The 26,846-nt window shown below is 72.7% G+C and carries 25 protein-coding genes; 17 read left to right on the top strand and 8 right to left on the bottom strand.

Annotation, left to right across the window (positions count from 1 at the left end):
* Together ACK4LS_RS11450 and ACK4LS_RS11455 are read left to right on the top strand one after the other, a co-directional pair.
* Positions 1-1,324 (top strand): DUF4407 domain-containing protein (locus ACK4LS_RS11450; protein WP_409717199.1); only part of this gene is annotated, 1,324 nt, incomplete at its 5' end.
* Positions 1,324-1,803, top strand: a complete 480-nt coding sequence (locus ACK4LS_RS11455; RefSeq protein WP_409717201.1) for an NUDIX domain-containing protein — start codon at positions 1,324-1,326, stop codon at positions 1,801-1,803. The genes ACK4LS_RS11450 and ACK4LS_RS11455, both read left to right, overlap by 1 nt.
* A gap of 187 nt (positions 1,804-1,990) precedes the next feature.
* On the opposite strand, the gene ACK4LS_RS11460 is transcribed toward ACK4LS_RS11455, so the two are convergent.
* Positions 1,991-2,965: a zinc-binding dehydrogenase gene (locus ACK4LS_RS11460; protein ID WP_409717203.1), complete on the bottom strand. Its 975-nt coding sequence runs from the start codon at positions 2,963-2,965 to the stop codon at positions 1,991-1,993.
* Positions 2,966-3,128: 163 nt separating this feature from the next.
* Between ACK4LS_RS11460 and ACK4LS_RS11465 the strand changes: the two genes are divergently transcribed.
* Complete coding sequence (locus tag ACK4LS_RS11465) at positions 3,129-3,704, top strand: TetR/AcrR family transcriptional regulator (RefSeq protein ID WP_409717205.1); 576 nt, start codon at positions 3,129-3,131, stop codon at positions 3,702-3,704.
* A 91-nt stretch (positions 3,705-3,795) separates the two neighbouring features.
* Here ACK4LS_RS11465 and ACK4LS_RS11470 read toward each other — a convergent pair whose 3' ends face one another.
* A complete protein-coding gene (locus tag ACK4LS_RS11470; protein WP_409717207.1) occupies positions 3,796-4,110 on the bottom strand; it encodes a YbjQ family protein in 315 nt (104 codons plus the stop codon).
* A gap of 143 nt (positions 4,111-4,253) precedes the next feature.
* On the opposite strand from ACK4LS_RS11470, the gene ACK4LS_RS11475 reads away from it, so the two are divergent.
* The 5 genes from ACK4LS_RS11475 to ACK4LS_RS11495 are packed head-to-tail and all read left to right on the top strand — an operon-like array spanning position 4,254 to position 9,719.
* Complete coding sequence (locus ACK4LS_RS11475) at positions 4,254-4,883, top strand: GntR family transcriptional regulator (RefSeq protein ID WP_409717209.1); 630 nt, start codon at positions 4,254-4,256, stop codon at positions 4,881-4,883.
* Positions 4,880-6,406 (top strand): MmgE/PrpD family protein, encoded by a 1,527-nt coding sequence (locus ACK4LS_RS11480; RefSeq protein WP_409717211.1) that lies wholly within the window; start codon positions 4,880-4,882, stop codon positions 6,404-6,406. The genes ACK4LS_RS11475 and ACK4LS_RS11480 overlap by 4 nt, the downstream gene beginning before the upstream one ends.
* Positions 6,406-7,305 carry a methylisocitrate lyase gene (gene prpB, locus ACK4LS_RS11485; RefSeq protein WP_409717213.1) on the top strand — a complete coding sequence of 300 codons (900 nt, stop codon included), beginning with the start codon at positions 6,406-6,408 and terminating at the stop codon, positions 7,303-7,305. Before ACK4LS_RS11480 ends, prpB begins: the two co-directional genes overlap by 1 nt.
* 51 nt (positions 7,306-7,356) lie before the next feature.
* Positions 7,357-8,541 carry a bifunctional 2-methylcitrate synthase/citrate synthase gene (locus ACK4LS_RS11490; RefSeq protein WP_409717215.1) on the top strand — a complete coding sequence of 395 codons (1,185 nt, stop codon included), beginning with the start codon at positions 7,357-7,359 and terminating at the stop codon, positions 8,539-8,541.
* The gene (locus ACK4LS_RS11495; RefSeq protein ID WP_409717217.1) at positions 8,541-9,719 is read left to right on the top strand and encodes a thiolase family protein; all 1,179 of its coding nucleotides are present in this window, start codon (positions 8,541-8,543) and stop codon (positions 9,717-9,719) included. The genes ACK4LS_RS11490 and ACK4LS_RS11495 overlap by 1 nt, the downstream gene beginning before the upstream one ends.
* Before the next feature lie 71 nt (positions 9,720-9,790).
* Here the strand turns inward: ACK4LS_RS11495 and ACK4LS_RS11500 are convergent, their stop codons facing one another.
* Both ACK4LS_RS11500 and ACK4LS_RS11505 read right to left on the bottom strand, forming a co-directional pair.
* Complete coding sequence (locus tag ACK4LS_RS11500) at positions 9,791-10,195, bottom strand: hypothetical protein (protein ID WP_409717219.1); 405 nt, start codon at positions 10,193-10,195, stop codon at positions 9,791-9,793.
* A gap of 163 nt (positions 10,196-10,358) precedes the next feature.
* The gene (locus tag ACK4LS_RS11505; protein WP_409717221.1) at positions 10,359-13,901 is read right to left on the bottom strand and encodes a choice-of-anchor I family protein; all 3,543 of its coding nucleotides are present in this window, start codon (positions 13,899-13,901) and stop codon (positions 10,359-10,361) included.
* Between the two features lie 180 nt (positions 13,902-14,081).
* Here ACK4LS_RS11505 and ACK4LS_RS11510 point away from each other — a divergent pair, with 180 nt between their 5' ends.
* From ACK4LS_RS11510 to ACK4LS_RS11520, 3 genes are all read left to right on the top strand, one after another.
* Complete coding sequence (locus ACK4LS_RS11510; RefSeq protein ID WP_409717223.1) at positions 14,082-14,801, top strand: VIT family protein; 720 nt, start codon at positions 14,082-14,084, stop codon at positions 14,799-14,801.
* A gap of 80 nt (positions 14,802-14,881) precedes the next feature.
* On the top strand, positions 14,882-16,060 hold the full coding sequence (locus ACK4LS_RS11515) for an acyl-CoA dehydrogenase family protein (protein ID WP_409717225.1): 1,179 nt from the start codon (positions 14,882-14,884) through the stop codon (positions 16,058-16,060).
* A 237-nt stretch (positions 16,061-16,297) separates the two neighbouring features.
* Positions 16,298-17,086 carry an enoyl-CoA hydratase-related protein gene (locus ACK4LS_RS11520; RefSeq protein WP_409717227.1) on the top strand — a complete coding sequence of 263 codons (789 nt, stop codon included), beginning with the start codon at positions 16,298-16,300 and terminating at the stop codon, positions 17,084-17,086.
* A gap of 70 nt (positions 17,087-17,156) precedes the next feature.
* Here ACK4LS_RS11520 and ACK4LS_RS11525 read toward each other — a convergent pair whose 3' ends face one another.
* Positions 17,157-17,684 (bottom strand): MarR family winged helix-turn-helix transcriptional regulator, encoded by a 528-nt coding sequence (locus tag ACK4LS_RS11525; protein WP_409717229.1) that lies wholly within the window; start codon positions 17,682-17,684, stop codon positions 17,157-17,159.
* 96 nt (positions 17,685-17,780) lie between these two features.
* Between ACK4LS_RS11525 and ACK4LS_RS11530 the strand changes: the two genes are divergently transcribed.
* From ACK4LS_RS11530 to ACK4LS_RS11540, 3 genes are all read left to right on the top strand, one after another.
* A complete protein-coding gene (locus ACK4LS_RS11530; RefSeq protein ID WP_409717231.1) occupies positions 17,781-18,557 on the top strand; it encodes an electron transfer flavoprotein subunit beta/FixA family protein in 777 nt (258 codons plus the stop codon).
* Complete coding sequence (locus tag ACK4LS_RS11535; RefSeq protein ID WP_409717233.1) at positions 18,557-19,534, top strand: electron transfer flavoprotein subunit alpha/FixB family protein; 978 nt, start codon at positions 18,557-18,559, stop codon at positions 19,532-19,534. The genes ACK4LS_RS11530 and ACK4LS_RS11535 overlap by 1 nt, the downstream gene beginning before the upstream one ends.
* Before the next feature lie 828 nt (positions 19,535-20,362).
* Positions 20,363-21,265 carry a hypothetical protein gene (locus tag ACK4LS_RS11540; protein WP_409717235.1) on the top strand — a complete coding sequence of 301 codons (903 nt, stop codon included), beginning with the start codon at positions 20,363-20,365 and terminating at the stop codon, positions 21,263-21,265.
* Positions 21,266-21,463: 198 nt separating this feature from the next.
* Here ACK4LS_RS11540 and cofE read toward each other — a convergent pair whose 3' ends face one another.
* Complete coding sequence (gene cofE / locus ACK4LS_RS11545) at positions 21,464-22,240, bottom strand: coenzyme F420-0:L-glutamate ligase (RefSeq protein ID WP_409717237.1); 777 nt, start codon at positions 22,238-22,240, stop codon at positions 21,464-21,466.
* A gap of 1 nt (position 22,241) precedes the next feature.
* Complete coding sequence (locus tag ACK4LS_RS11550; RefSeq protein WP_409717239.1) at positions 22,242-22,748, bottom strand: N-acetyltransferase family protein; 507 nt, start codon at positions 22,746-22,748, stop codon at positions 22,242-22,244.
* A 104-nt stretch (positions 22,749-22,852) separates the two neighbouring features.
* Here ACK4LS_RS11550 and ACK4LS_RS11555 point away from each other — a divergent pair, with 104 nt between their 5' ends.
* Both ACK4LS_RS11555 and ACK4LS_RS11560 read left to right on the top strand, forming a co-directional pair.
* Complete coding sequence (locus ACK4LS_RS11555) at positions 22,853-23,758, top strand: DUF817 domain-containing protein (protein ID WP_409717241.1); 906 nt, start codon at positions 22,853-22,855, stop codon at positions 23,756-23,758.
* Positions 23,759-23,827: 69 nt separating this feature from the next.
* Positions 23,828-24,388, top strand: a complete 561-nt coding sequence (locus ACK4LS_RS11560) for an acyl-CoA thioesterase (protein WP_409717243.1) — start codon at positions 23,828-23,830, stop codon at positions 24,386-24,388.
* 75 nt (positions 24,389-24,463) lie between these two features.
* Here the strand turns inward: ACK4LS_RS11560 and ACK4LS_RS11565 are convergent, their stop codons facing one another.
* Entirely contained in the window at positions 24,464-25,441 is a 978-nt protein-coding gene (locus ACK4LS_RS11565; protein WP_409717245.1) for an acetylxylan esterase, read from the bottom strand.
* A gap of 178 nt (positions 25,442-25,619) precedes the next feature.
* Between ACK4LS_RS11565 and ACK4LS_RS11570 the strand changes: the two genes are divergently transcribed.
* On the top strand, positions 25,620-26,846 hold a 1,227-nt coding region (locus ACK4LS_RS11570), incomplete at its 3' end, for a proline dehydrogenase family protein (protein ID WP_409717247.1).

Genomic DNA, 26,846 nt, shown 5'->3' on the forward strand with positions numbered 1-26,846 from the left:
CGACGAAGCCCGCGAGGTCGGCGAGGTTCCGGCCGCCGCGCCCGTGACCCCCGGCCCCCGACCGCCGCGGCTGCGCCGGCACGACCCGCGTCGCCCGCGCCTGTCGCTGATCCGGCGCATGGCCGTGCTCGGCGGCGCCGACAACGACGTGCTCGACGAGGTGCCCGAGGAGGTTCCGCGCTTCGTGCAGATGTTCCTCGTGCTCGCCGGGACCGCACTGGTCTCGGCGCTGTCGATGATGTTCGCGCTGCTCACCGGCGTGCGCGTGAGCATCCTGCTCGCGATCCCCCTCGCGATCGTGTGGGGTCTCATCATCTTCAACCTCGACCGCTTCCTCACCTCCACGATGCGCTCGACGAAGAACGTCTTCCGGCTGCTCGGTCTCGCCTTCCCGCGCGTGATCATGGCGGCGCTGATCGGCATCGTCGTCGCCGAGCCGCTCGTGCTGCAGGTGTTCCAGAACGACATCGCCCGAGAGGTCAACGCGACCAACGTCACCCAGGCGCTGACCGATCAGGATGCCGTGACCGGCGGCCCCGAGAAGCAGGCCCTCGACGCCGCGAGCGCCCAGGTGTCGGCGCTCGAGAACCAAGCCGCGACCGGCATCGTGACGGGGACCTCGTCGACCTCGGCGGAGTCGGCCGCGGCGCAGCAGACCGTCGACCAGCTGACGCAGCAGCTCGCCGCGCAGCAGACCGTGATCGATCAGGCGCGCGCGGTGTACCAGTGCGAGCTCACCGGTCAGGGCGCCGGCACCGTCCCCGGCTGCACCGGGGTCGCCGGAGACGGCGCGAGCAGCGACGCCGCCCAGGCGCAACTCGCCCAGGCGCAGTCGGCCTACGACGCGCTCTCGACCCAGCTGCAGCAGGCGCAGTCGACCCTGGCCGCCGCGAACTCCGCCGGCGCCGAGGCCGCGGCATCCTCCGCCGACCAGAACAAGCAGCAGGCCGAAGACCAGCTGCCCGCGGCGCGCCAGCAGTACGAGTCGGCCCTGGCCGCCTATAACGCCCGGTCGTCGTCGGTGGCCGACGGCAACGCCGCCGCGGTGGGTCTGCTCAGCCAGATCACGGCCCTCGAGCGCCTGTCCGAACGCGAGCCGGCGCTGCGCTGGGCGCACTACCTCATCGCCGCGCTGTTCTTCATGATCGAGCTGCTGCCGGTGATCGTGAAGGTCCTCACCAGCTTCGGCGGTCCGTCGCTGTACGAGAAGGCCGAGAAGATGCGCGGCCAGATCGCCCTCGACCGGGTGTCGGCTCGCACGTTCCGCAAGCGCGCCGACATCATCGCCGACGAGGCGAACCGGGTGCCGGCCGCGGTGTCCTGATGGTCGCCTGGAGCGCGGGATTGCTGCTGTACCGGATCACCCCCGCGCCCCAGGTGCTCATCGCGCACATGGGTGGGCCGTTCTGGGCCAAGAAGGATGCGGCGGCATGGTCGATCCCCAAGGGGGAGTTCGACCCCGACACGGAGAGTGCTCTGGATGCCGCCCACCGCGAGTTCCGGGAAGAGCTCGGGGTCGAACCGCCCACCGTGGAGTGGGCCGAGCTCGGCACGTTCGCGTACTCGAGCGGCAAGAAGGTCGTGGTGTTCGCCGGCGACGGGGCCGGGTTCACGGCATCCGCCTTCACGTTCGGCACGTTCGAGATGCCGTGGCCGCCCCGCTCCGGCAAGACGGCTTCGTTCCCCGAGGTCGACCGCGTCGAGTGGATGAACCTGGATGCCGCGCGCGAGGCCCTCGTGAAGGGTCAGCGCCCCGCGATCGACGCGCTCGAGAAGGCGCTGCGGGAGCTACCCGGCGCCTGAAACCTGCGCCCTGTCCCGCGGGTCCCGCTGCCGCGCGCGGTTCCCGCCGTTCCCCGCGCTTCCCGCCGGTGAGTGTCCAAAACACCCGGACGTTCTGAAATTTTGTCCGGGTGTTTTGGACACTCGATGAGCCTCGCGCCAGCCCCCGGGCGCCGCGGGACCCCAAGGCCCCCGCGGCGTCACACTCTCACGGGCGCAGCAGCACCTTGCCCACGCGGGGGGAGTCGCTCGCGGCGACCGCGTCGACGATCTCGTCGAGGCCGTAGGTGGCGGCGACGGGGAGGGTCACGGTGCCGTCGGCGAGGTAGCGCGACAGCTCGCCGAAGAGGGCGCCGCGGGTGTCGGCATCCATCGTCCTGCTCACGACGCTGCCCCAGAAACCCTTGACCGTGGCCTGGCGGAAGATGATGTCACCGGCCGAGAGCTCGAGCTTGCCCGCGCCCATCGAGCCGAAGATCACGAGGGTGCCGTTCTCGCTCAGCAGCGACAGCACGTCGTTGCTGGCCGAGCCGCCGACGGAGTCGACGCCCGCGACGATCCGCGCGCCGTCGGCAAGGGCGAGAGCCTTCTCGCGCCAGTCGGCGGAGTCGGTCGACACGACGTCGTCGATGCCCTGCGCGGCGAGCTCGTCGACCGCGCTCCGGCGGCGAACGAGGCCGATCACGCGGATGCCGCGGGCCGCGGCGATCTGCGCGACCATGCGGCCGACGGCGCCGTTGGCGGTGTTCTGCACGATCCAGTCGCCGGCCTTCAGGTCGAGCGAGTGCAGCAGGCTGATGGCGCTGAAGGGCATCGACACCAGCTGCGAGGCGACCTCGTCGGACAGGCCCTCGGCGACGGGGATCAGGCCCGCGGCCTTCGTGACGACCTGCTCGGCCCACACGCCGAAGGTGCCGCCGGTGGCGACGCGCTGGCCGACGGTCAGGCCCTCGACGCCGTCGCCGAGCTCCTCGATGACGCCGACCGCCTCCGTGCCGGCGTGGGCGGGAAGGTCGGGCGTGAAGCCGTAGGTGCCGCGGATGGTCCACAGGTCGTGGTTGTGGATGGGCGACAGGAGCACGCGCAGGCGCACCTCGCCGGGGCCGGGGGTCGGGGTCTCGACCTCTTCGACGCCGAGGACGTCGGCGGGCTCGCCGAACTCGTGGTGGATGACTGCGCGCATGGAATGCCTCCTGTGGTTATTTTGTAACGACCGGTCTAATATAGACCTCGAGCCTGCGGATGCAACCCCGAAGGCCCTGGAGTCCGTCGAGGGGCCGGCCGCGCCGCGACCGGTCGCGCCGGCGGACAGCGCGTGACGCAGGAGAGGAAAGACCATGGGCAGGATGCCGAGCTTCGAGCGCTCCGTCGTCGTCGACGCCGCGCGCGACGTCTTCTGGCGCCGCGGCTATGCCGAGGCGGGCATCGTCGAACTCGAAGAGGCGACGGGCCTCACGCGCTCGAGCCTGTACAACGCCTTCGGCAGCAAGCGCGGCCTCTTCGACGCCGTGCTCTCCGCCTACCTCGACGATGTCGTGCGCACCCGCCTCCGTCCGCTCGGCGGGGGAGACCCCGGCGCGCTCGAGGCTTACGTCGACGAGATGCGCGCGGGGATCGCCACCGACACCCCGCGCGCCCGGCTCGGCTGCCTGCTGCTGAACGCCGGATCGTCGCCCCTCGCGAGCGACGACGCCGAGGTGCGAACCCTCGTCTCGGACTACGCCGCCGAGATGCGCGCGGCGATCCGTGCCGCGGTCGCCGATCGTCGCCCCGACCTGACCTCGGATGCCGTGGACGCCCTCGCCGCGGTCTGCGCCGCGCTCGTGGTGGCCGGGCTCACCCTCGCCCGCGCCGACCGCGACGCGGCGCTGAGCACCCTGGCATCCATCCCCTCGACGCTGGAGTCGTGGGGCCGAAGCTGACCGGCGATCCGCGCACCTCGCATGAGGAGTCACGTTCGTCGCCGCGGAACCTGCCCGGCGACGATCCTCGACGCCTCGAGCGGGAGGGGTGCTAGCCGAGTTTGACCGCGGTGCCGTAGGCGACGACCTCCTGGAAGTTCTGCGCCACCTCGCTCGTGTCGAACCGCATCGCGATGACGGCATCCGCCCCGAGGGCCTGGGCCTGCTCGACGAGGCGCTGCTTGGCCTCGTCGCGGCTCTCCTGCAGCTGCTGCGTGAGGCCCTGCAGCTCGCCGCCGAAGATCGACTTGAGTCCGGCGCCGAACTGCACGCCGATGTTGCGGGCGCGCACGGTCAGGCCGGTCACCTCGCCGTACACCTCGACGATCTGGCGGCCGGGGACATCGTTCATGGTCGTGACGAGCATGCGCTCAGTGTGGCAGGGTGAACGCCGCAATGCGAGAGGTGATTGCGGCGAATCTCTGTATACGCAAGGCGGTCATCCGCGTGATCACCGTGCGCCTTCTCGTCTCAGTGCATACACTGATGGGGGCGACGAGGAGGTGGGCGATGCGAGCAGGTGAGCGCGCCTACGCGACCCTTCTCGACGAGATCCAGACCGGTGTCCTCGCGCCCGGGACCGTCCTCGGCGAGGTCGAGCAGTCGACCCGCCTCGGCGTCAGCCGCACCCCGCTGCGCGAGGCGCTGCGCCGCCTCGCGACCGACGGCCTCGTGGCCCAGGCGTCGGCGCGGGTCACGGTCGTCGCCGGGATCGACGCCGACGACATCCGCGCGCTGTTCGATCTGCGCCGCGCGCTCGAAACGGAGGCGGCGCGACTGGCGGCCCGGCGCGGCGACCGGCGCCCGCTCTCGGCGCTGGCCGACGAATTGGCGCGCGTCGACACCACGGATGCCGATGCCTACTACGCCCTCATCGCCCGCTTCGACGCCGCCATCGATGCGGCGGTCGACAATCCCTACCTCTCCTCGGCGCTGCGCGGCGTGCGCACCCACCTCGTGCGGGTGCGCCGGATGGCGCGCGACAACCCCCTCCGCCTCGCCGCCTCGGCGCGAGAGCATGAACTGATCGCCCGAGCGATCGGAGACGGCGACCCCGAACTCGCCGCGCACGCCACCCACGTGCACCTGCACAACGCCCTCACCACCATCCTCGAAGCCCTCACGGAGGACCCCTCATGACGATCACCCACCACGTGCGCGTGCACCGTAGCGATGAGAACCTCGCCCGCGAGGGCCAGCTCGCCTGGGCGCTCGCGCGCGTCGCGGTCGACGCGGTCCCGGTCGACGACGACGTGGTCGACATGATCGTCAACCGCCTCATCGACAACGCCGCCGTGGCCGCGGCCTCCCTCACCCGGCAGCCGGTGAGCGCCGCGCGCCAGCAGGCCCTCGACCACGCGGTGTCGATCGGCGGATCCGGCGCCACGGTGTTCGGCTGCGCGCTCGAGCGTCGATCGAGCCCCGAGTGGGCGGCCTGGGCGAACGGCGTCGCCGTGCGCGAGCTCGACTACCACGACACCTTCCTCGCCGCCGACTACTCGCACCCGGGCGACAACATCCCGCCCGTCCTCGCGGTGGCCCAGCACACCGGCAAAGACGGCGCCGCCCTCGTGCGCGCCCTTGCGACGGCGTACGAGATCCAGATCGACCTCGTGCGGGCGATCTCGCTGCACCGGCACAAGATCGACCACGTCGCCCACCTCGGCCCGTCGGCTGCGGCCGGGATCGGCACCCTGCTCGACCTCGATCAGGAGACCATCTACCAGGCCATCGGCCAGGCCCTGCACACCACCACCGCCACCCGCCAGTCGCGCAAGGGCGAGATCTCGACGTGGAAGGCGCACGCCCCCGCCTTCGCCGGGAAGATGGCGATCGAGGCCGTGGACCGCGCGATGCGCGGCGAGACCAGCCCTTCGCCCATCTACGAGGGCGAGGACGGCGTGATCGCCTGGATGCTCGACGGCCCCGACGCCTCGTACGACGTGCCCCTGCCGGGCGAGGGCGAGAGCAAGCGCGGCATCCTCGGCTCGTACACGAAGGAGCACTCGGCCGAGTACCAGGCGCAGGCGTGGATCGACCTCGCCCGTCGCCTCGGCGCCGCGCGCCCCGAGCTGCGCGACCCGGCCCACGTGGCATCCATCGTGCTGCACACCAGCCACCACACGCACTACGTGATCGGCTCGGGGGCGAACGACCCGCAGAAGTACGACCCGACGGCCTCGCGCGAGACGCTCGACCACTCGATTCCGTACATCTTCGCCGTCGCCCTGCAGGACGGAGCCTGGCACCACGTCGACTCGTACGCGCCCGAGCGCGCGGGCCGCGCCGACACGGTCGAGCTGTGGCACAAGATCACCACGGCCGAGGATGCCGAGTGGACGCGCCGCTACCACTCCGAGGATCCGAACGAGAAGGCCTTCGGCGGCCGCGTCGTGATCACCCTGACCGACGGCTCCACCGTCGAGGACGAGATCGCCGTCGCCGACGCCCACCCCCTGGGCGCCCGGCCCTTCGCCCGCGAGGACTACGTGCGCAAGTTCCGCCTGCTGGCCGAGCCGGTGCTGCTCGCCGAGGAGATCGAGCGGTTCCTCGAACTCGTGCAGCGTCTGCCCGAACTGACCCCCGCCGAGGTCATGCAGCTCACGATCGTCGCGAAGCCCGGCGTACTCGCGCTCGCGCCGGCGCCCAAGGGGCTGTTCTGATGCTGTACGCCCAGACCACGCCGCAGCAGAAGCGTCGCGCGCTGCGCGAGAAGCTGGCATCCGGAGAACTCGTGCGGATGCCGGGGGCCTTCAACCCGCTGTCGGCCCGGCTCATCGAGCGCAAGGGATTCGACGGCGTCTACATCTCGGGAGCCGTCATCTCGGCCGACCTCGGTCTGCCCGACATCGGCCTCACGACCCTCACCGAGGTCGCGGGCCGGGGGCAGCAGATCGCGCGCATGACGGACCTACCGGCGATCATCGACGCCGACACCGGTTTCGGCGAGCCGATGAACGTCGCCCGCACGATCCAGACGCTCGAAGACGCGGGACTTTCGGGCACCCACATCGAGGACCAGGTCAACCCGAAGCGCTGCGGACACCTCGACGGCAAGAGCGTCGTGGACGCCGACACCGCGATCAAGCGCATCCGCGCCGCCGTCGACGCCCGCCGCGACCCGGACTTCCTGATCATGGCCCGCACCGACGTGCGCGCCGTCGAGGGCCTGGATGCCGCGATCGACCGCGCGAAGGCCCTGGTCGACGCGGGCGCCGACGCGATCTTCCCCGAGGCGATGCGCGACCTCGGCGAGTTCGAGGCGATGCGCACCGCGCTCGACGTGCCGATCCTGGCCAACATGACCGAGTTCGGAAAGAGCGAACTCTTCTCGACGCGTCAGCTGCAGGACGCCGGCGTGAACCTCGTCATCTGGCCGGTGTCGCTGCTGCGCCTGGCGATGGGAGCGGCCGGTCGGGGCCTGGATTCCCTGGCATCCGAGGGACACCTGCGCGACCGGCTCGGCGAGATGCAGCACCGCGCCGACCTGTACGACCTCATCGACTACGAGGGCTACACGCGCTTCGATGCCGACGTGTTCGACTTCACCGTCGAGCGCTGACGCCGCGCCGGCGCTCGCACGACACCGCACGCACGACTCAAGGGAGAGACGATGACCGACATCAAGAAGGGCCTCGCCGGCGTCACGGTCGACGAGACCGCCATCAGCAAGGTCAACCCCGAGACCAACAGCCTGCTCTACCGCGGATACCCCGTGCAGGAACTCGCCGCGACCCAGCCGTTCGAGGCGGTGGCGTCTCTGCTGTGGAACGGGGAGCTGCCGGATGCCGAGCAGCTCGCCGCCCTGCGCCGCACCGAGCGCGAGCACCGGGCGCTGACCGCCGACGTCCGCGCCGCGATCGACCTGCTGCCCACCACGGCCCACCCGATGGACGAGGTGCGCACCGCCGTGAGCCTGATCGGCGCGCGCGAGACGGCGGGGATCTCGAACGTGATGGATGCCGTGGGCACCCCCGAAGAGAACCTCGAGCGCAGCATCCGCCTGTGGGCGCAGCTGCCCGCCGTGGTCGCGTACGGCCAGCGCCGCCGCCGCGGCCAGGAGCTCATCGAGCCCCGCGACGACCTCGACTACGCGGCGAACTTCCTGTGGATGACGTTCGGCGAGGAGGCCGACCCCGTCGTCGTCGACGCGTTCAACGGCTCGATGATCCTGTACGCCGAGCACTCCTTCAACGCCTCGACCTTCACCGCGCGCGTGATCGCGTCGACCCTCAGCGACCTGTACTCCGCGGTCACGGGCGCGATCGGGGCGCTGAAGGGGCCGCTCCACGGCGGCGCGAACGAGGCCGTGCTGCACGTGTTCACCGAGATCGGCTCGGCCGAGGACGTCGGCCCGTGGCTCGACGCGGCGCTCGCCGAGAAGCGCAAGATCATGGGCTTCGGCCACCGCGTCTACAAGCGCGGCGACTCGCGCGTGCCCACGATGAAGGCCGCCCTCGACACCCTGGTCGCGCTCTACGACCGTCCCGACGTCGCCGCGCTGTACGACGCCCTCGAGGCGCAGTTCGTCGAGCGGAAGGGCATCTACCCGAACCTCGACTACCCCTCCGGTCCGGCGTACGACCTCATGGGCTTCGACACCCTCACCTTCACCCCGCTGTTCGTCGCGGCACGCGTGACCGGTTGGACGGCGCACATCCGCGAGCAGCAGGCCGCGAACGCCCTGATCCGTCCCCTCTCGGAGTACGTCGGGCCCGACGAACGGCACGTCGATGGATACGTCCCGGATGCGGCCGAGGTCGAGACGCAGGAGCGGCCCGAGGAGGCGGCGGGCTGATGTCCGAGCCGCGGATCGTCATCGTCTCGGGCGCGCGCACGCCCATCGGCTCGTTCGGCGGATCGCTCTCGGGCATCGACGCGTACGAGCTCGGCGCCGTCGCGGTCGAGGCGGCTCTGGATCGCGCCGGGGTCGAGAAGGACGCCGTCGACGAGGTCGTGATGGGCTGCATCGCCCAGAACGGCCCCGACGCCTACAACGCCCGCCGCGTCGCCCTCGCCGCGGGGCTGCCGACCCGGGTTCCGGCGTTCACGGTCAACCGCCTCTGCGGCTCCGGCCTGCAGGCGATCTGGTCGGGCGCTCAGGAGCTGCGCTGGGGCGGCGTCGACGTGGTCGTCGCGGGCGGCGACGAGAGCATGTCGCGCACGCCTTTCCTCGAGTACGGCGCCCGCGGCAACGCCCGCCTCGGCGACCGGACCCTCCTCGACGGCACTCTCGCGATCCTCACCGACCCCTTCAGCGGTCGGCACATGGGGACGACGGCCGAGGTCGTGGCATCCCGGTACTCCGTCTCGCGCGAGGAGCAGGACGCCTTCGCCGTCGAGAGCCAGCACAGGGCGGCCACGGATGCCGCGCGCGCGGCGTTCGCGGAGGAGATCGTGCCCGTGACGACCGGCGGCCGGCGCCCGGTCGAGGTGTCGGTCGACGAGCACCCGCGCCCCGGAACGACCATGCAGGCCCTGGCGGGACTGCGGCCGGCCTTCGAGAAGGACGGGTCGGTCACCGCCGGCAACTCCTCGGGGATCAACGACGGGGCCGCCGCCACCGTGCTGATGCGCGAGGACGACGTGCGCGAGCGGGGGCTCACGGGCCTGGCGACGCTCGAGGCCGTCACGACCGCGGGCGTCGACCCCGAGATCATGGGCTACGCCCCCGTGATCGCGCTGCAGCGACTGTGGGAGCAGACGGGTCTCACGCCCGCCGACGTCGACGTGGTCGAGCTGAACGAGGCGTTCGCGGCCCAGACGCTCGCGGTGATCCGCGATGCGGGCCTGGACCCGGCGAAGGTCAATCCCTACGGCGGCGCGATCGCGCTGGGTCACCCGGTGGGCGCGACCGGGGCGATCCTCACCGTGCGCGCCGCCCTCGACCTGCAGCGCCGCGACCTCGAGTACGCCGTGGTGACGATGTGCATCGGCGGCGGCCAGGCCCTCGCGGCCCTGTTGCGGCGGTACTGACCCGGCCCCGCGGCACCCTGCGCCACGGAGGTGAACGTCGGCGACACCCGCTCCCGGCGAGGTCAGGGCACCTATCCCGTATCGCCGTCGACGCCCATCAGGAAGAGCCGGCCGCCGTAGAGCCATTCGGCCACGAGCAGGCCGATGATCGACGCGACCGCGACGCTCGCCACGGCCCAGGCCCACACGGGAGCGGTGCGGCGGCGCCCGGGGAACGCCGTGAGCCCCAGGATGACGACGCCGACCACGTGCGCGAACACGAGGGGCGGGACGCCCAGACTCGCCCCGAAGCCGGCCATGGTCGTGCCCGCGGCAGTCGCTTTCGGCTGGTCGCTCATCTCCTCTTCGAACGCCATCCCGAACCACACCCAGGCCACGATCATCGCGATCACGCCGGTGACGGCGAAGACCCAGAACGTCGGCCCGGGTGAGCCGCCGCGGGCGGTCGCCGGGCCGGTGGTGCGGGACGAGGTCATGCCGCACAGGTTATCGGCCGCGAGGTCGCGCGCCCCGGGTCCCCTTATGCGTGAGCGACCGCGAGTCGTCGCCCCGCGCCCGGCTGGGCGAAACTTCTCGACCCCTCACGCGCAAAGGGACGGCCCCCACCCGTGAGGGTGAGGGCCGTCCCGGTGTCGGTCGTCAGACGGTGCGACGCTTGCGCAGGGCGAAGGCGAGACCGCCCGCGACCACGAGGAAGCCGCCCGCGAGGGCGATGCCCCAGGGGGCTTCGACGCCGGTGTTCGCGAGGTCGCCGCCGGGGTTGCCCGCGGGCCGACCGGGCTGGGTGCCGGGCTGACCGGGCTGGGCGCCGGGCTCGCCGGGCGCGGGCTGCTCGCCGGGCTCGCCGGGCGCGGGCTGCTCGCCGGGCTGACCCGGCTGCTCGCCGGGCTGACCGGGCTCGGGGTTCTCACCCGTCGACAGCGCCGCGCGCCCGAGCGGGGCCGGGTCGACCAGCGGCGTGGCCTCGAAGTACGCGAGCGTCGCGTCGAGGTCGATCTGGCCGGTGTCGGTGCGGTCGGTGCCCGAGGCGAAGGTCGGGAAGCCGTCCCCGCCGTTCGCGAGGAACGAGTTGGTCACGACCGTGAACGTGTCGGCGTCGGTGACCGGTCGACCCTGGTACGACATCGAGACGACCGAGCCCACGCGGGGGTTCGCGGCATCCTGCGTGTAGGTGTAGGTGAAGCCGTCGGACACGCCGAGGTGCAGCTTCGGGCGATCGCCCGTGGCCTTCCACTGCTCGTTCAGGATGCCGCGGAGCTGCTCACCCGTCAGCGTGACCGTCACCAGGGTGTTGGCGAACGGCTGCACCAGGGCTGCCTCCTTGTAGGTGACCACGCCGTCGTCGCCCTTCAACAGATCGGCGCGCAGGCCGCCCGGGTTCATCAGCGCGATCTGGGCCGTCGTGCCGGGGTAGGTCGGGTTCTGCGAGGTGGCCCACAGGTACACGTCGGCGACCCAGTTGCCCATCGACGACTCCACGCCGCGGTCGGCGCCCGACGGCGTGCCCCCGCGCAGGATGTCGCCGCTGATCTCGCCGACCGGCTTCGCGCCGATGACGTCGGCCTGGGCGACGTACTCGGCCACCTTCGCCTCGATCGCGGCGTCCGGGGCGAACGCCCCTGCGAGGGGGAACGTGGTGCCGGAGACGGATGCCAGCGACTCGGTGCGCGTGTCCCAGCGCAGCGAGAGCTGACCCATCGCCTTGCCGTACTCCGAGGCCTGGATCACCGGGCGGGTGCGGTCGGTGCCGGCCACCGGCACATCGCACGCGTACGTCTGGTGCGTGTGGGCCGAGACGATCGCGTCGATCTCGGGCGAGGCGTTGACGGCGAGGTCGCCGAAGCCGGCCTGGTCGGCGGCGAGGGCGGTGCAGTCGTCCGAGGTCGCTGCCCCCGAGTGCGTCAGCAGCACGATGACGTCGGCGAGGTCCTGCGCGGTGATCTCGTCGGCCACGCGGTTCGCGGCCTCGAGCTGGTCGCCGAACTCGAGGTCGGCGATGCCGGCCGGGTCGACCATGGTGGCCGTGTCGGGGGTGACGGTGCCGATGAAGGCCACGCGCACACCGTCGACGTCCTCGACCGCGTACTCGTCGAGCACGGGCTCCTTCGTGCCCTTCTTGTACACGTTGGCGCCGAGTCCGTACTGTCCGCCGCCGTACTCGGGGAGCACGCGATCGGTCAGGTCGGCGAAGCCGCGGTCGAACTCGTGGTTGCCCACGGCCGAGACGTCGAGGCCGGCGTCGAGGAGGGTGTCGATCGTGGGGGAGTCGTCCTGGATCAGCGAGGTGAACGTCGAGGCGCCGATGTTGTCGCCGGCCGAGACGAACAGCGTGTTCGGGTTGGCGGCCTCCTTGGCCTTCACCGTCCCGGCGATCACGGCCGCACCGGCCTCGCCCTGCGATCCGGCTTCGAGACGGCCGTGGAAGTCGTTCAGCGCGAGGATGTCGATGTCCTTCACGTTCGGGTTGTCGACCGCGAAGACGGTCGTCGTGCCCGACACCTCGTTGCCGACGGCCACGAGGGGCCGCCCCGTGGGGGAGGAGGCGGCGGGGATGAACTCGACGCCCTCGGGGCCGAGGTCGCCGGCGCTCGACAGCAGCTCACGGTCGGTGGTGTCGTCGCCGGTCAGCTCGTCTTCGACCGACACCGAGAAGTCGCGGTTGTTGACGTATCCGGCGTAGGTCGCGTCCTCGGGGTCGGTGATGTCGTACGTCATCACGCCGCCCACGCGCTCGAGGCCGATGAAGGCGTAGGTGCGACCGTCGACCTGACCGATCGCGAGGCTCTCGGGCTCGGGGCCCTTGTCGTCGCTGCGGCCCTCGAGGTTCGACTCGGAGTGGTTGGAGTTGAAGAAATCGGGGTTCGCCTCGTGCGTGATGCGCTCGAAGTCGGCGCCGGAGTCGAAGACCTGCTCGCCGGCGGTGTTCCACACCGAGAAGCCACGACCGCCGAAGGTGTACAGCTCGGAGTAGCAGGTGCCGTCGTCGTTCAGGCCCATGTCGGTGGCGACGTTGAGGCGCCCGAGGTCGGCGTCGTCGAGGGAGCCCGCGAGCGGGCTGTCGTCGCAGACCGGCGCGAGGCCGTCATCGCCGAGGTCCTTCACGCGGGCGGTGTCGTTGTAGTCGCCCCACTCGCGTCCGTCGCCCTCGTTGGCCGTGACGAGGTAGGTCTCGCCCTCGGCCTCGAACGCCTGGATGCCATCGGGCATGTACATCCCGAACAGGCCCGGGTGGCTCTTCTCGGTGAAGGTGGGGGCGTCCTCGGGGTCGCGGTCGCTCGCGTCGAGCGTCTCGACGCCGTAGTCCTTGAAGCCCAGGGGACGGATGCCGGTGACCTCAGCCGAGGCGAGGTCGACGACGGCGAGGGCGTTCGCCTCCTGCAGCGTGACGTACGCCGTGCCGCCGGCGAGGGCGACGTACTCGGGCTCGAGGTTGCGGCTCACGCGGTTGGCGGCGAGCGGGGTGTCACCCTGGTCGGGGGCGGTGACGTCGGGACCGAACACGCGCACGGCCGGGTCGAGCGTCTTCGATCCGCCCTCCTCGAAGGCCGAGAAGCCCGCGGTGCGCACGGCGCTCTGGCTCGGCGCGGCCTTGCCGGCGGGGAGGGCGACGATGCCGACCGATCCCTCGGGGTCGGTCGAGAAGTCGTCGGCCGGCTCGCCCTCGTTGGCGACGACCGCAGCGGTACCGTCGTCGGTGATCGTGACCATGTCGGGCAGGGCGCCCACGGTCACCTCTCCCAGCACGGTGGCCTCGGCCGCGTCGGCGTCGAAGAACACCAGGCGCCCGGGGGCGGTCTTCCCGGTCGCCTCGAGGGCGATGACACCGAGGCCGTCGGCGCGCACCGCGAGCGAGTTCGCCACTCCCGTCCCCGTGATGTCGTAGAGCTTCGTGGGAGCGGCCGGGTTGCGGTTGTCGAGCACCTCGACGGAGCCGGCCTGCGCGTTGACCACGAACAGGCGGTTCTTGTAGGCGTGCACGATCTCGGCGGCCGACTGGTCGAACACCCCGGTCTCGTACGTGCCGAGGGGGCGAAGGCTCACCGCGGAGCCCGCGGGGGCGTCGCGCACGGGATCGGCGACGAGGGCGGCGGAGGCGGCGGTCGCGCTCGACAGGGCGAGCGCGCAGACGGCCGCCGTCGTCGCGGTCACGGTGACCGCGCGTCGGAGGAAGGGCGAAGGCATGGCTGTGTCCTCGGGTGCTGGGGTACGCGTGCGTCGCGGGGGCGTGCACGGGGATGCCGCGGGGCGGCGCCGCGGTGAGTCTCGCGCGCGGCGGTGACGGACGAGTGAACGAGGGGCGAACGTCGATCGCTCGGGCGGCGTCGCCACCCCGCGTCGACATCGGGGTCTACCGTGAGCGACATGAGCACCGCGAACGGCGTGCACGCCGACGAACCGCACCGCCAGGGCCTGTCCCAGCGCCTCAACTGGTTGCGCGCGGGAGTGCTCGGAGCCAACGACGGCATCGTCTCGACCGCGGCGGTGGTGGTCGGCGTCGCGGGGGCCACGACGCAGACGGGGCCCGTGCTCATCGCCGGCCTCGCCGCCCTCGTCGGCGGCGCGATCTCGATGGCGCTGGGGGAGTACGTGTCGGTGTCGAGCCAGCGCGACAGCGAGCACGCGCTCATCCAGAGGGAGCGCCGCGAGATCGCCGACGACCCCGAGGCCGAGCTCGCGGAGCTCGTGGGGCTCTACGAGGCGCAGGGGCTGTCGCGCGAGACCGCGACCCGCGTCGCGACCGAGCTGACGGCATCCGACGCCCTCCGCGCCCACCTCGCGGTCGAGCTGCACATCGACGCCGACGACGTCGTGAGCCCGTGGGCGGCGGCCCTCGCCTCCGCGGTGGCCTTCACGATCGGCGCGATCCTGCCGATGCTGACGATCCTGTTCACGCCGGTCGAGGTGCGGGTGGGGGCGACCTTCGCCGCCGTGTTGATCGCGCTGGCGGTGACGGGGTATCTCGCCGCGTGGATCGGCGGGGCCCGCCGAGGCCGGGCGATCGTGCGCACCGTGATCGGCGGGGCGCTCGCGCTCGCCGCCACCTACGCGGTCGGAGCGCTTTTCGGGGTGGCATCCGCTTAGTCAGTACCCCTATTAATAATAGGACGTCCAGGTAATCTGGCCGGGCGCGACGACGCCGTCGCCCCACGAAGGAGAGCCGCATGGACACCACCCCTGCCCCCGCGCTCGACGCCCCCTCCGCCAGCACCCTGTCGGCGGACGAGCGCGACGCCATCCTCGAGGCCGTCCGCGACTTCACCGCGGCCGAGTTCGCCCCGCACACCCTCGAGTGGGATGCCGAGGAGCACTTCCCCCGCGACGTGCTGCGCCGCGCCGGGGAGTTGGGGCTCGGCGGCGTCTGCGTCGCCGACGACGTGGGCGGGGCCGGGTTGAGTCGGGCCGACGCCGTGGCGATCTTCGAGGAGCTCGCCTACGGCGACCCTGCCGTCACGGCCTACATCACCATCCACAACATGGTCGCGTGGATGATCGATGCGTACGGCACGGCCGCCCAGCGCGAGCGGTGGCTGCCGAGCCTGGTCGCCATGGCCGATCTCGGGGCCTATTGCCTCACCGAGCCCGGCGCGGGGTCGGACGCAGCGGCGATCACCACCTCGGCCATCCGCCACGGCGACACCTACGTGCTCACGGGTGTGAAGCAGTTCATCTCGGGCGCCGGCGAGGCCTCGGTGTACGTCGTCATGGCGCGCACGGGCGAGCCGGGGGCGCGCGGCATCAGCGCCTTCCTCGTGCCCGCCGACGCCGAGGGGCTGTCGTTCGGGCCCAGAGAGAAGAAGATGGGGTGGAACGCCCAGCCCACCCGTCCCGTCATCCTCGACCAGGTGCGCGTGCCCGCGGAGAATCTGCTCGGCGGCGAGGGACGCGGGTTCTCGATCGCGATGAACGCCCTGAACGGCGGCCGGCTCAACATCGCCACCTGCTCGCTCGGAGGGGCGCGCTGGGCCCTCGACCGGGCGGTCGCCTACGTGCACGAACGCTTCACCTTCGGTGAGGCCCTGAGCGAGAAGCAGTCGGTCATCTTCGCCGTGGCCGACATGGCGACCGAGCTCGACGCCGCGCGTCTGCTCGTGCGTGACGCGGCTCATGCGCTCGACGCGCAGGCGCCCGATGCGGCGACGCGCTGCGCGATGGCGAAGCGCTTCGCGACCGACGTGGGCTTCCGCGTGGCCAACGAGGCGCTGCAGCTGCACGGCGGCTACGGCTACCTGCGGGACTACGGCATCGAGAAGGTCGTGCGCGACCTGCGCGTGCACCAGATCCTCGAGGGCACCAACGAGATCATGCGTCTCCTCATCGGCCGCAAGGTGCTCGCGGCGTGAGCGGCGCACCCGCGGGTCGCGTGTCGCGGACCCGACGCGAAGTCGCACCCGTGTGCCGAGAAGACCGGCGATCCGCGGCAAAGGGGGGTGATCTCGGCGGAAGAGGGTCTGTTCGGCGGCTCGCGGCACTCCCGGCCGCGGGGTCGCCCCGCGGAGGGGGAACCCCCTGGGCGGATGTCGGGGGCGCGTGCGAGCATGCCGGGACGGGCTCGTCCGCACCGTCACGACAGGAGTGAAATGACCGATCAGGATGCCGGATACCAGACGATCCGCGTCGAGCAGCGGGGTCGCGTCGGGTGGATCACCCTCGACCGCCCCGAGGCGCTCAACGCGCTGAACACCCGCACGATGACCGAGGTCGTCGCCGCCGCCGAGGCCTTCGACGCCGACGAGGGCGTGGGGGCGATCGTCGTCACGGGCAGCGAGAAGGCCTTCGCCGCCGGCGCCGACATCAAAGAGATGGAGCAGAAGTCGGGTCTCGACATGATGCTCACCGATCACTTCGGCGCGTGGGCGCGCTTCGCCGCCGTGCGAACGCCGGTGATCGCGGCGGTGTCGGGATACGCGCTGGGCGGCGGGTGCGAGCTCGCCCTCATGTGCGACGTGATCCTGGCCTCCGATCGCGCGAGGTTCGGCCAGCCCGAGGTGCAACTCGGCGTCATCCCGGGCATGGGCGGCACGCAGCGTCTCGTGCGGGCGCTCGGTTACTACAAGGCCGCCGAGATCGTGCTGACCGGCCGCATGATCGACGCCGCCGAGGCCGAGCGGGCGGGCCTCGTGTCGCGTGTGGTGCCCGCCGCCGATCTGCTGGAGGAAGCCGAGACGGTGGCCCGCACGATCGCCGACAAACCGCTGCCCGCGCTGTACGCCGCCAAGGCCGCGCTCGACGTGGCCCTCGAATCGACGCTCGCCGAGGGCGTGCGTTTCGAGCGCCAGGCGTTCGCGGCGCTCTTCGACACGGCCGACCAGAAGGAGGGGATGGCGGCGTTCCGCGAGAAGCGGTCGCCGTCGTTCACGCACCGATGAACCAGGCGACGGGCACCACCCCGGTCGATCGCGGCCCGCGTCGTCCGGCGTCGCCGCACGCGGACCGGGGTCAGAGCGGCTCGGGGACCGGTGCGGGATCGGCGAAGTCGCCCGCGCCCTTGCGGAAGCGCGCGATGATCCGCACGAGCGCCGTCGCGTCGTCGTCGTCGAGGCCCAGGTCGGCGAAGACGGCGTTGAGCGCGTCGGTCGCCTCCTCCACGCGTCGCCGCCCCGCGTCGGTGAGCACCAGGAGCGCCGCCCGCCCGTCGGTGGGGTGCGGCTCGCGCGCGAGGTACCCGTCGCGCGCGAGGCGGTCGACCGTGTTCGTCACGCTCGTCGGGTGCACCTGCAGGCGCGCGATGGCGCTGGCCATCGGCATCCGCCCCTCCCGCGCGAAGGCGAGCAGCCGCAGCATCTCGAACCGCGAGAACGACAGGTCGAAGGGCTTGAGCGCCCGGTCGATGGATGCCATGAGCAGCTGGTGCGCACGGATCACCGAGGTCACGACCGTCATGCCGTCGGCGGCGTCGTCCCACCCGTGCGCCAGCCACTGGCGCTTGGCCTCGGCGATCGGGTCGACCGGCAGTCGTCGCGTCATCGGTCCTCCTCGCGTTTCACGCTACCCCGCGGGGGCCCACCCCGCCGGTCCCGCCGCGGCTGCGGCATCCGTCCCCCCGTCGAAGGAGCCGCATCGATGAAGATCGTGGTGCTGATCAAAGAAGTCCCCGACACGTGGGGGGAGCGCCGTCTCGACCTCGAGACGGGCCTGACCGACCGCGGCGCCTCGGCCGCGGTGCTCGACGAGATCGACGAGCGCGCCGTCGAGGTCGCCCTCGCCCACGCCGACGCGCACCCCGGCACCGAGGTCACCGTGGTGGCGATGGCGCCGGCGTCGGCCACCGCGACGATCCGCAAGGCTCTGGCGATGGGGGCGACCGGCGCCGTGCACGTCGTCGACGACGCGCTGCGCGGTGCCGACGCGTTGCTGACGGCCGAGGTGCTCGCCGCCGCGATCCGGCGCGTGGGCTTCGACCTCGTCATCACGGGCAACCTCTCCACCGACGGCGGCGGGGGCGTCGTGCCCGCGATGGTCGCCGAGATGCTCGGGGTGCCGCAGCTCACGTCGCTGTCGAGCGTGGAGATCTCCGACGCCGCCGTCGCGGGCCACCGGGTGAGCGATGCCGGCACGATGTGCGTGTCGGCGCCCCTGCCGGCCGTCGTCTCCGTCACCGAGGCGCTCGGCGAGGGACGCTTCGCGACGTTCAAAGGCATCATGGCGGCCAAGAAGAAGCCGTACGAGACGGTGGATGCCGCCGCCCTCGGCGTCGACGCCGACGACCCCGCCGTCGCGCGGTACATCATGCTCTCGGTGGCCGAGCGGCCGCCGCGCACCGCGGGGATCAAGATCGTCGACGAGGGCGATGCCGGCGAGAAGCTCGCCGCTTTCCTCGTCGCCGAGGGGGTGGCGTGATGAGCGTCGCGCTCGTGCTGCTGGAGGTGCTCCCCGGGGGCGCGCTCGCCGCGTCGGCCCCGGGGCTGCTCACGGCCGCCGCGGGGGTGGGCGAGCCCGTCGCGGTGGTCGCCGCCTCCGCCGAGCTCGTCGAGGCCGCCGCCGTCGAGGCCGCGGGCCTCGGTGCCGCGCGCGTGCTCACCGCCGTGACCGGCTCCGACGAGCTCACCGTGCCGGTCGTCGACGCGCTCGCCGCGGCGGTCGCGCTCGAGAGCCCCGACCTCGTGCTCGCCTCCAACGCCGTCGAGTCCCGCGACGCCGTGGCCCGTCTCGCGGCGCGGCTGCGGGTGCCGATCGCGACCGACGTCGTCGGCATCGACCGCGACGACCTCGGCGTCGTCGCGCGGCATTCCGCGTTCGGCGGGGCCTTCACCGTGGTCGGAGCCCCCACCTTCGGCCCGCTCGTGGCGACCCTGCGGCCCGGGGCCGTCGAGGGACGACCGGCGGCCCAGCCCCTGTCGGTGCGGGAGCTGGAGGTCACGGCATCCGGGAACCCCGCGGCGCGCGTCGAGGCCTTCTCCGAGACCACGGCGCCGTCGTCGCGTCCGGAGCTGCGCGGGGCGAAGACCGTCGTGGCGGGCGGGCGAGGGGTCGGCTCACGCGAGGACTTCGCTCTCGTCGAGCAGCTCGCCGACGTGCTGGGAGCCGCGGTGGGGGCCTCCCGTGCCGCGGTCGACGCGGGCTACGTGCCCGCGAGCGCGCAGGTGGGGCAGACCGGCGTGTCGGTGTCGCCGCGGCTGTACGTGGCGCTCGGGATCTCGGGCGCGATCCAGCACCGCGCCGGCATGCAGACCGCTACCACCATCGTCGCGGTCGACAAAGACCCCGAGGCGCCCATCTTCGCCATCGCCGACTTCGGTATCGTCGGAGACCTGTTCACCGTCGTCCCGCAGCTCATCAGCGCGCTCAACGCCCACAGGAATCAGCCCCGACAGTAGATGGCGTCCACACCCCGCACCCCGCGTCGCGGGCTGCCGCGCGTCCCCGGTGGGGAGCCCTGGCCGCCCGCGGCCTCCGGCGTGCCCGGTGACGACACGGATGCCGGGGTGCAGGCCGGGGTCGCCGACCCGGTCGGCGCGCGGGCCGAGGCCGCGAGTGCGGCGTCCGCGTCACGAGACACGGAACAGCGCGAGGGTCTCGGTGACGACCGCACCGCGCCCCTCGGGCGACAGGGGCTTCCCCGCGTCCGCGGTGGCGAGCCGTGGCCCGCGGCGCCCGCGGCGACGCCGCCGGTGACGTCGGGCGATCCGGCCGGTGCGACCGCTGATGCTTCCGGCTCGGGAGAGGTCGTCGCCGACGGTCGCGCGGCGTCCGATGGCCTCGCCGCATCCGGCGCTCGCACGGCGTCGGGCGTCGGACCGGCCTCCGGCGTCCCCGCTGCCGCCGACTCGCCCGGAACCGCCGGCTCCATCCGGCGCGGGCTCCCGCGCGAGCCCGGCGGTGAGCCGTGGCCGGCGGCCGACTCCGCCCGCATCGAGGAGGCGAACCCGGAGCCTCGAGCCGACCCCGGGGCCTCCGCGGCGGATCTCGCGAGTTCCGCGCGGTCCTCCGAGATCGGCGATGCCCCGCCCGCCGTCGGGGCGACGGCAGCCGCCACCGCGCCCTCGCCGGCGTCCCCGGGGCTCCCGGCCGTAACGGGCGGTCCCCCCGCTCCGCGCGTCCCGCGCCCGCCCCTCACCGTGCCGCGGACCGTCCACCCGGGTGCGGCGGCATCCGCCCCGCGGGCGACACGGGCGCAGCCGAGGCGACTCGGGGCGTACACACCCGTGCAGTGGCTCGCGTCGGCGGCGGTGCTGGGCGTCTTCGCGCTGGCGCTGGCGGGCATCGTCGTGCTGCTCGCGCGGTTCGTGCTCGCGCTGCAGCCGGGGCAGCAGTTCCTCGCGGCCTTCCCGGGGGAGTACCCCCTGCCCGAGGGGGCGCCGGTGGGGCTGCCCGCCTGGCTGAACTGGGCCCACTTCCTCAACAGCTTCTTCCTGCTGTTCATCATCCGCACCGGGTGGCAGGTGCGCCGCGAGAAGCGGCCCGCCGCGTTCTGGTCGCCGCGCCGCAACAAGAGGCGCCGCATCAGCCTGGCGCTGTGGTTCCACCAGGCGATCGACATCCTGTGGGTCGCCAACGGCGTGATCTTCGTCGTCCTGCTCCTGGCCACCGGGCAGTGGATGCGGATCGTGCCCACGTCGTGGGAGGTCTTCCCCAACGCCCTCTCGGCGGCTCTGCAGTACGCCGCGCTCGACTGGCCGACCGAGAACGGCTGGGTGAACTACAACAGCCTGCAGCAGCTGTCGTACTTCGCGATCACCTTCGTGGCCGCCCCGCTCGCGATCGTCAGCGGGGTGCGTCTCTCCGGCATCTGGCCGAAGGATGCCGAGCGGCTCAACCGCCTGTACCCGGTCGAGTGGGCGCGCAGGGTGCACTTCCCGGTCATGCTCTTCTTCGTGGCGTTCATCGTCGTGCACGTCGGCCTGGTGCTCGCCACCGGGGCCCTGCGCAACCTCGACCACATGTACGCCGCGCGCGGCTCGGTCGACCCCGGTGAGTACACGAGTGACCCGACCGGGCTGGTGATCTTCGCGGCATCCCTCGTCGTGATGGCCGCGGCGTGGGTCGCCGCGCGGCCGGCGGTTCTCGTTCCGATCGCCCGTCTGTTCGGCGACGTCAAGCAGCGCTGACAGCCGCGGAGCGCCCCGCGCGGCTGCGGAGACCCCTCGCCGCTCGCGGCATCCGCTGGCCGGCGTCTCGCGGCGTCGACGCCGGCGACCGCGTCTTCGTCTGTTCCTTCTCGGCCCGCTCGAGGGGGTCGGGAGCGCACGCCGTGAACGGGGCGTGCCGTGAACAGGGCGTTCCGCGGTGGGGCATGCCCCGCGGGGTCAGCCGCCGGCGGCCCGACCCGCCGCGAAGCCCTCCGCGTACGCCTCGTCGGCGCCCTGACGGAACATGTCGCGCGCGGGGTCGCGCACGATCGACCGCGCGCCCGGCAGGTCGAGGTCGCCCACCAGATCGGCGCGGCCGCGCACGATCGCCACGGGGCGGCGCGCGGCCTTGCCCTTGACGAGGTCGGTGGCCGCGGCGATCTCGTCGGCCACGCACGGCAGGGTCACCACGAGCGGGCGGCCCTCGGCATCCGTGGTCCCCCGGAGGTCTTCGAACACGTGCACGCCGCCGGCGCCGATGGCGTGATCGGTCTGGCCCTCGCGCCAGGCGCGACCGAGGGTGTCGGTGATGAGCACGCCCACGTGGGCCCCGGTCGCGGTGCGCAGGCCCGTGGCGAGCGCCCGCGCCGAGGCGTCGGGATCGACCGGCAGCAACAGCACGGTGCCCTCGGGGGTGTTGCTCGCGTCGACGCCGGCGGCGGCCGACACGATGCCGAGCGGATTCTCGACGATCCGCGTCAGGTGCCCGGTGGGCGAGGTGCGCGAGGCGACGAGCCGCACCGTCTCGCGCGTGATGGCGTCTTCACGATCGGAGGCGTGGATGACACGGCCCTCGGCCTTGGAGACGACCTTGCTGGTGACCACGACGATGTCGCCGTCGCGCAGGCGGCCCTCCTCATCCGGGGCCGCCCCGATGGCGTCGAGGATCGCCGAGACGAGGTCATCTCCCGGGGTGATCTCCCGGATGCCGTCGAGGGCCCAGATGCGCAGCACGTCAGCGGACGAAACGCACCTCGGTGAGCTCTTCACCGAGGAAGGGCTGCACCTGGCTCGCTCCGTCGAGGGCGAAGCCGTTGCGCGTGTAGAAGCGGTGGGCGCGCGGGTTGTCGTCGGCCACCCACAGGTACAGGCCCTCGCCGTCCGCGACGGCGGCGTCGAAGAGCTGCTGGCCGATGCCGGTGCCGTGGAAGGCGTCGAGGAGGTAGATGAAGTACAGCTCGCGCTCGCGCGGGGCGTCGTCGTCGCGGGCCGGGCCCGAGCCGACGAAGCCGACGATCTCGCCGTCGACGAGGGCGGCGTGCATGCGGTAGTCGTCGCCCTGCGAGGCCCAGTGGGTCCACAGCTCCGCCATCCGGCGGGGGGAGACGGCCTCGAGGGCGGCCTTGCTGATGAGGTGGTCGTAGGTCTCGTGCCAGCAGGTGGCGTGCACGCGGCCCAGGGCCTCGGCATCCACATCACGCACCGGACGGACGACGATGTCGGTTCGGGTTTCCGCAGTCATGGCGTGACTCTACGCGCGGGCAGGGCGCAGGTGAAATCGGCGGGGGACCCGGGGCGGATGCGCTATCGGGGCGTTCGTCGAGCGGCGTGTGCCACGATGCCGGGGTGCCGGATCGCCAGCCGCTCACCTCCGTGGAGGCGCGCATCGACGCGGCCGCCCACCGCCTGCTCGCGGGGGCGCCGACGACGGGCGTGCGAGCGCGCGCGGTGGAGTTCGGCGTGTTCGTGCTCAAGCAGGCGTGGGCCTGCGTCTTCGGCGCCGCGTTCCTGGTCGTCGTGCTCGCGGCCAAGCTCTGGTACCCCGACGATGCGGCCCTCGCGCGCAACGACGCCCTGACGATCGCGGCCGTGCTCATCCAGGTGGCCATGGTGGCCGGCCGCCTCGAGACGCTGCGCGAACTGCGCGTGGTCGTGCTCTTCCACGTCGTGGGCACGGTGATGGAGCTGTTCAAGACCGACGTCGGGTCGTGGATGTACGCCGCCGACGGGGTGCTGCGCCTGGGCGGCGTGCCCCTGTACAGCGGCTTCATGTACGCCGCGGTCGGAAGCTACATGGTGCGCGTGTACCGCCTGTTCGACCTGCGATTCGACCGCTACCCGCGTCGGTGGCTCACGGCGGTGGCGGCCGCGTTCATCTACGTCAACTTCTTCTCGCACCACTGGATCGTCGACCTCCGCTGGGTGCTCATCGTGGCGGTCGTGGTGCTGTGGGGCCGCACGACGATGCACTTCCGCTTCTTCCGGGGCACGTTCCGGATGCCGCTGCTGCTGGCCTTCGCGGGCGTGGCGCTGTTCATCTGGTTCGCCGAGAACATCGCCACCTACGCGGGGGCGTGGTTGTACCCCTCGCAGGTGGGCGGGTGGCATCCGGTCGACGCGTCGAAGCTGACGTCGTGGTTCCTGCTGATGATCGTGTCGGTCGTGCTGGTGACCTGGGTCTATCCGCCGCGGCCGCCCGAGCGGACCACGGTCACCGCGACGGCGCCGAGCGACGACACGTCGCGGCGCTGAGCCGCCGGAATTGTCGCGAGCGCACAACGGGATCGCCGATCCGTGGTCGGATCGCTACGCTCGCCCCTCGTGAACGTCCTCTGGCGCACTCTTCTCGTGCTCATGCGTGCCCGCCGTCGCCTCCGCCGCGAGGGGGCCATCGCCCCCGACACGGTCGCACGGATGCGGATCCGGGTCCTGCCCACCGACATCGACCTGCTGCGGCACATGAACAACGGCCGTTACCTGTCGCTGTTCGATCTGGGGCGCTGGGATCTGCTGACGCGCACCGGGCTGCTGGCGGCGATGACGCGGCAGGGGTGGTACGCGGTGGTGGCGGCGGAGACCATCACGTTCCGGCGGTCGCTGGAGCTGGGGCAGCGCTTCGACCTCGAGACGCGCCTCATCGGGCACGACGAGCGGGCGGTGTACCTCGAGCACCGCGCGCTGGTGAGCGGCGAGATCTACGCCCGCGCGATCATCCGCGCGCGCATCCTGCGACGCTCCGGGGGGACGGTGCCGCACGACGAGCTGTTCGCCGCCGTCGGTCGCCCCGAGGGGCTGCCCGACATCCAGGAGTGGGTGCACGACTGGGCTGCGGGCTCGGCGCTGCCTTCGACGAAGCGCCCGGCGCCCAGCGTCTGGCCCTGATCGCCCGCGCCGGCGGCACGGAAGGCCCGCCCCCGCGGGATCCCTCTTCCGACGCGGAGCGCGGATGCCGCCGGGTCAGCGCGCGAAGCGGGCGTCGAGCCAGGCCACCTGCTTCATGAAGTGGCGGTAGCCGCCACCCTCGTGTCCGTTGTAGGGGTACACCTCGATGGCGGCGTCTTCGGATGCCAGGGCGTGGAACGACGCGAAGACCCCCGAGGGCAGCACCACGTCGTCCATGAGGGCGACCGAGAAGAAGGCGGGCGCGGTGATGCGGCGCGCCAGGATCGCGCCGTCGACGTACGACAGCGTGCGCAGCACGTCGTCGGCGGCGTCGCGGTGCACCGAGAGGAAACGCGTGATCTCGGTGAACGGCGCGAGGGGCGTGCGCGTGATCGCGCGCGGGAAGTCCGCGAGGAACGGCACGTCGGGCATGAGCGCGGCCACCGCGCCGCCCGAGAGGGCCGCCGCGGCGATCGCGAGTCCGCCGCCCTGGCTGCCGCCGGTGACGGCGATGCGCGCCGGGTCGACGGCATCCATCTTCCGCACCTCGTCGATCAGGCGGACGGCGTCGGTGTAGAGGCGGCGGTAGTAGTAGTCGCGCGGGTCGAGGATGCCGCGCGTCATCACACCCGGGAACGCGGATGCCGAGCCGTGCGGGTCGGGCGTCTCGCCGACGCTCCACGTCGAGCCCTGCCCGCGGGTGTCCATGATGACGTGCACGTAGCCGGCCGTGGCCCAGGCGGACTTCTCGCCGGGGAGGCCGCGCCCGCCGCCGTACCCGATGAACTCCACGACCGCGGGCAGGACCTCATCGCCGAGGGGTCGCACGACCCAGCCGCGGATCTCGTCGCCGTCGAATCCGGTGAAGGTCAGGTCCTGCACCCGCAGCGCGCGCACGGGCCCGTCGACGTCGGCGAGCACGGTGGGACCCGCCGCCGCCCGCGCCGCGGCGAGGGTCTCGTCCCAGAACGCGTCGAGGTCGCCGGGGGCGGGAAGGGCCGGGCGGTACTCGTGCAGGAGCTCGAGGGGCATGTCGGTGAAGGTCTGGGCCATGCGGATCTCCGTCGGTGTCGGGGCTGCACCGACAGTAGCGAAGGAGCCGGGGGACCGTGCGCACACGGCCGTGCCCGCCCCGCGCGGCGCCCGGGTCGCCGGGTTCGTCGGCGGCAGATCCGCGGGTTGCGCGGCGGGCCGCCGGGATGGCACGCGCGCGATGCTTAGGCTGACGAGCATGAGCACGAACGACCCGCGCGCCACCGGTCCAGCGCTCTCTGCCGAGGTCGCCGCCCGTGCCGCGGCGCGGGTCTCGGCGTTCTCGTCGCGCAGCGCCGGGTCGGGTCTCGACGACCTCGCGGCCGACCTCGAGACCGCCGACTTCCTCGCCGCCGCGGCGGACGGCATCGTCCGGCCCGAGAGCATCACGGCCGCGGCCTCCGCCCTGCACCGCCTCGCGGGGGTCGTGCCCTCGTCACTGCCGTGGTTCGTGCGCGGGGCCCTGCAGGTGGGCGGCGCGGTCGCGCCCCTGCTGCCGACTCCCGCGGTCCCCCTCGCGCGTCGCGCGCTGCGCGACCTGCTCGCGGCGCTGGCCCTCGACGCCCGCCCCGAGCGACTGACCGCCGACCTGGCCGCGCGCAGCGCCGAGGGCGCCTCGCTGGACCTGCGGTTGATCGGTCCGGCGGTGCGGGGAGAGGGCGGGGCACGGCGCCGATTCGACGGCGTCCGGGCCCTCGTCGCCCGCGACGACGTGACGCGCGTCTCGCTCACGGTCTCCGACGCGGTTCCGGGGCGGTCACCGTGGGCGTTCGACGCCGACGTCGATCTCGCCGCCGAGCGCCTGCTGCCGCTCTTCGTCGACGCGCTCGCCGCCGACACCCACGTCACCCTCATCGTCGAGGGGCGCGACGACCTCGACCTGACCGTCGCGGTCCTCACCCGCCTGCTCGAGGAGCCGAGACTGCGCGGGCTCCGCGCCGGTGTCGCGCTCCCGCTGCCCGTCGTCGAGACGCTCGACGCCGTGCGCGAACTCGCCGCGTGGGCCCGCCGACGCGCGCAGGCCGGCGGAGCCCGTCTGACGCTGCGTCTGAGCGACGCGCCGATCGAGACCGCGGATGCCGTCACCGCGGCCCGCCACGGCTGGCTCGCGCCCGCGGTCACGACGCGTGAGGAGGTCGACGCCCTCGCGGTGCGCGCCCTTCGCGAGGCCCTGGGTCCGCGGGCCCGCGACGGCCTGGACGTCGAGATCGAGACCGCCGATCCCGAGCGCGCGGCGCTGCTGCTCGCCCTCGCCGACGACGCGGATGCCGGGCTGGCCCTGGTCCTGCCGAGCGGCGCGCCCTGGGCGCCCGACGCCCCGCACGTGCGCGCCACCGCGGTCGTGCACCCCGACGACCTCGAGACCGTGGCCGCGCGTCTGGCGACCGCCGGGATCGCCGTCGCCGCGGCACCCGCGCTGCCGCCC

The sequence above is a fragment of the Microbacterium sp. genome (assembly GCF_046295495.1).
Classification (GTDB): domain Bacteria; phylum Actinomycetota; class Actinomycetes; order Actinomycetales; family Microbacteriaceae; genus Microbacterium.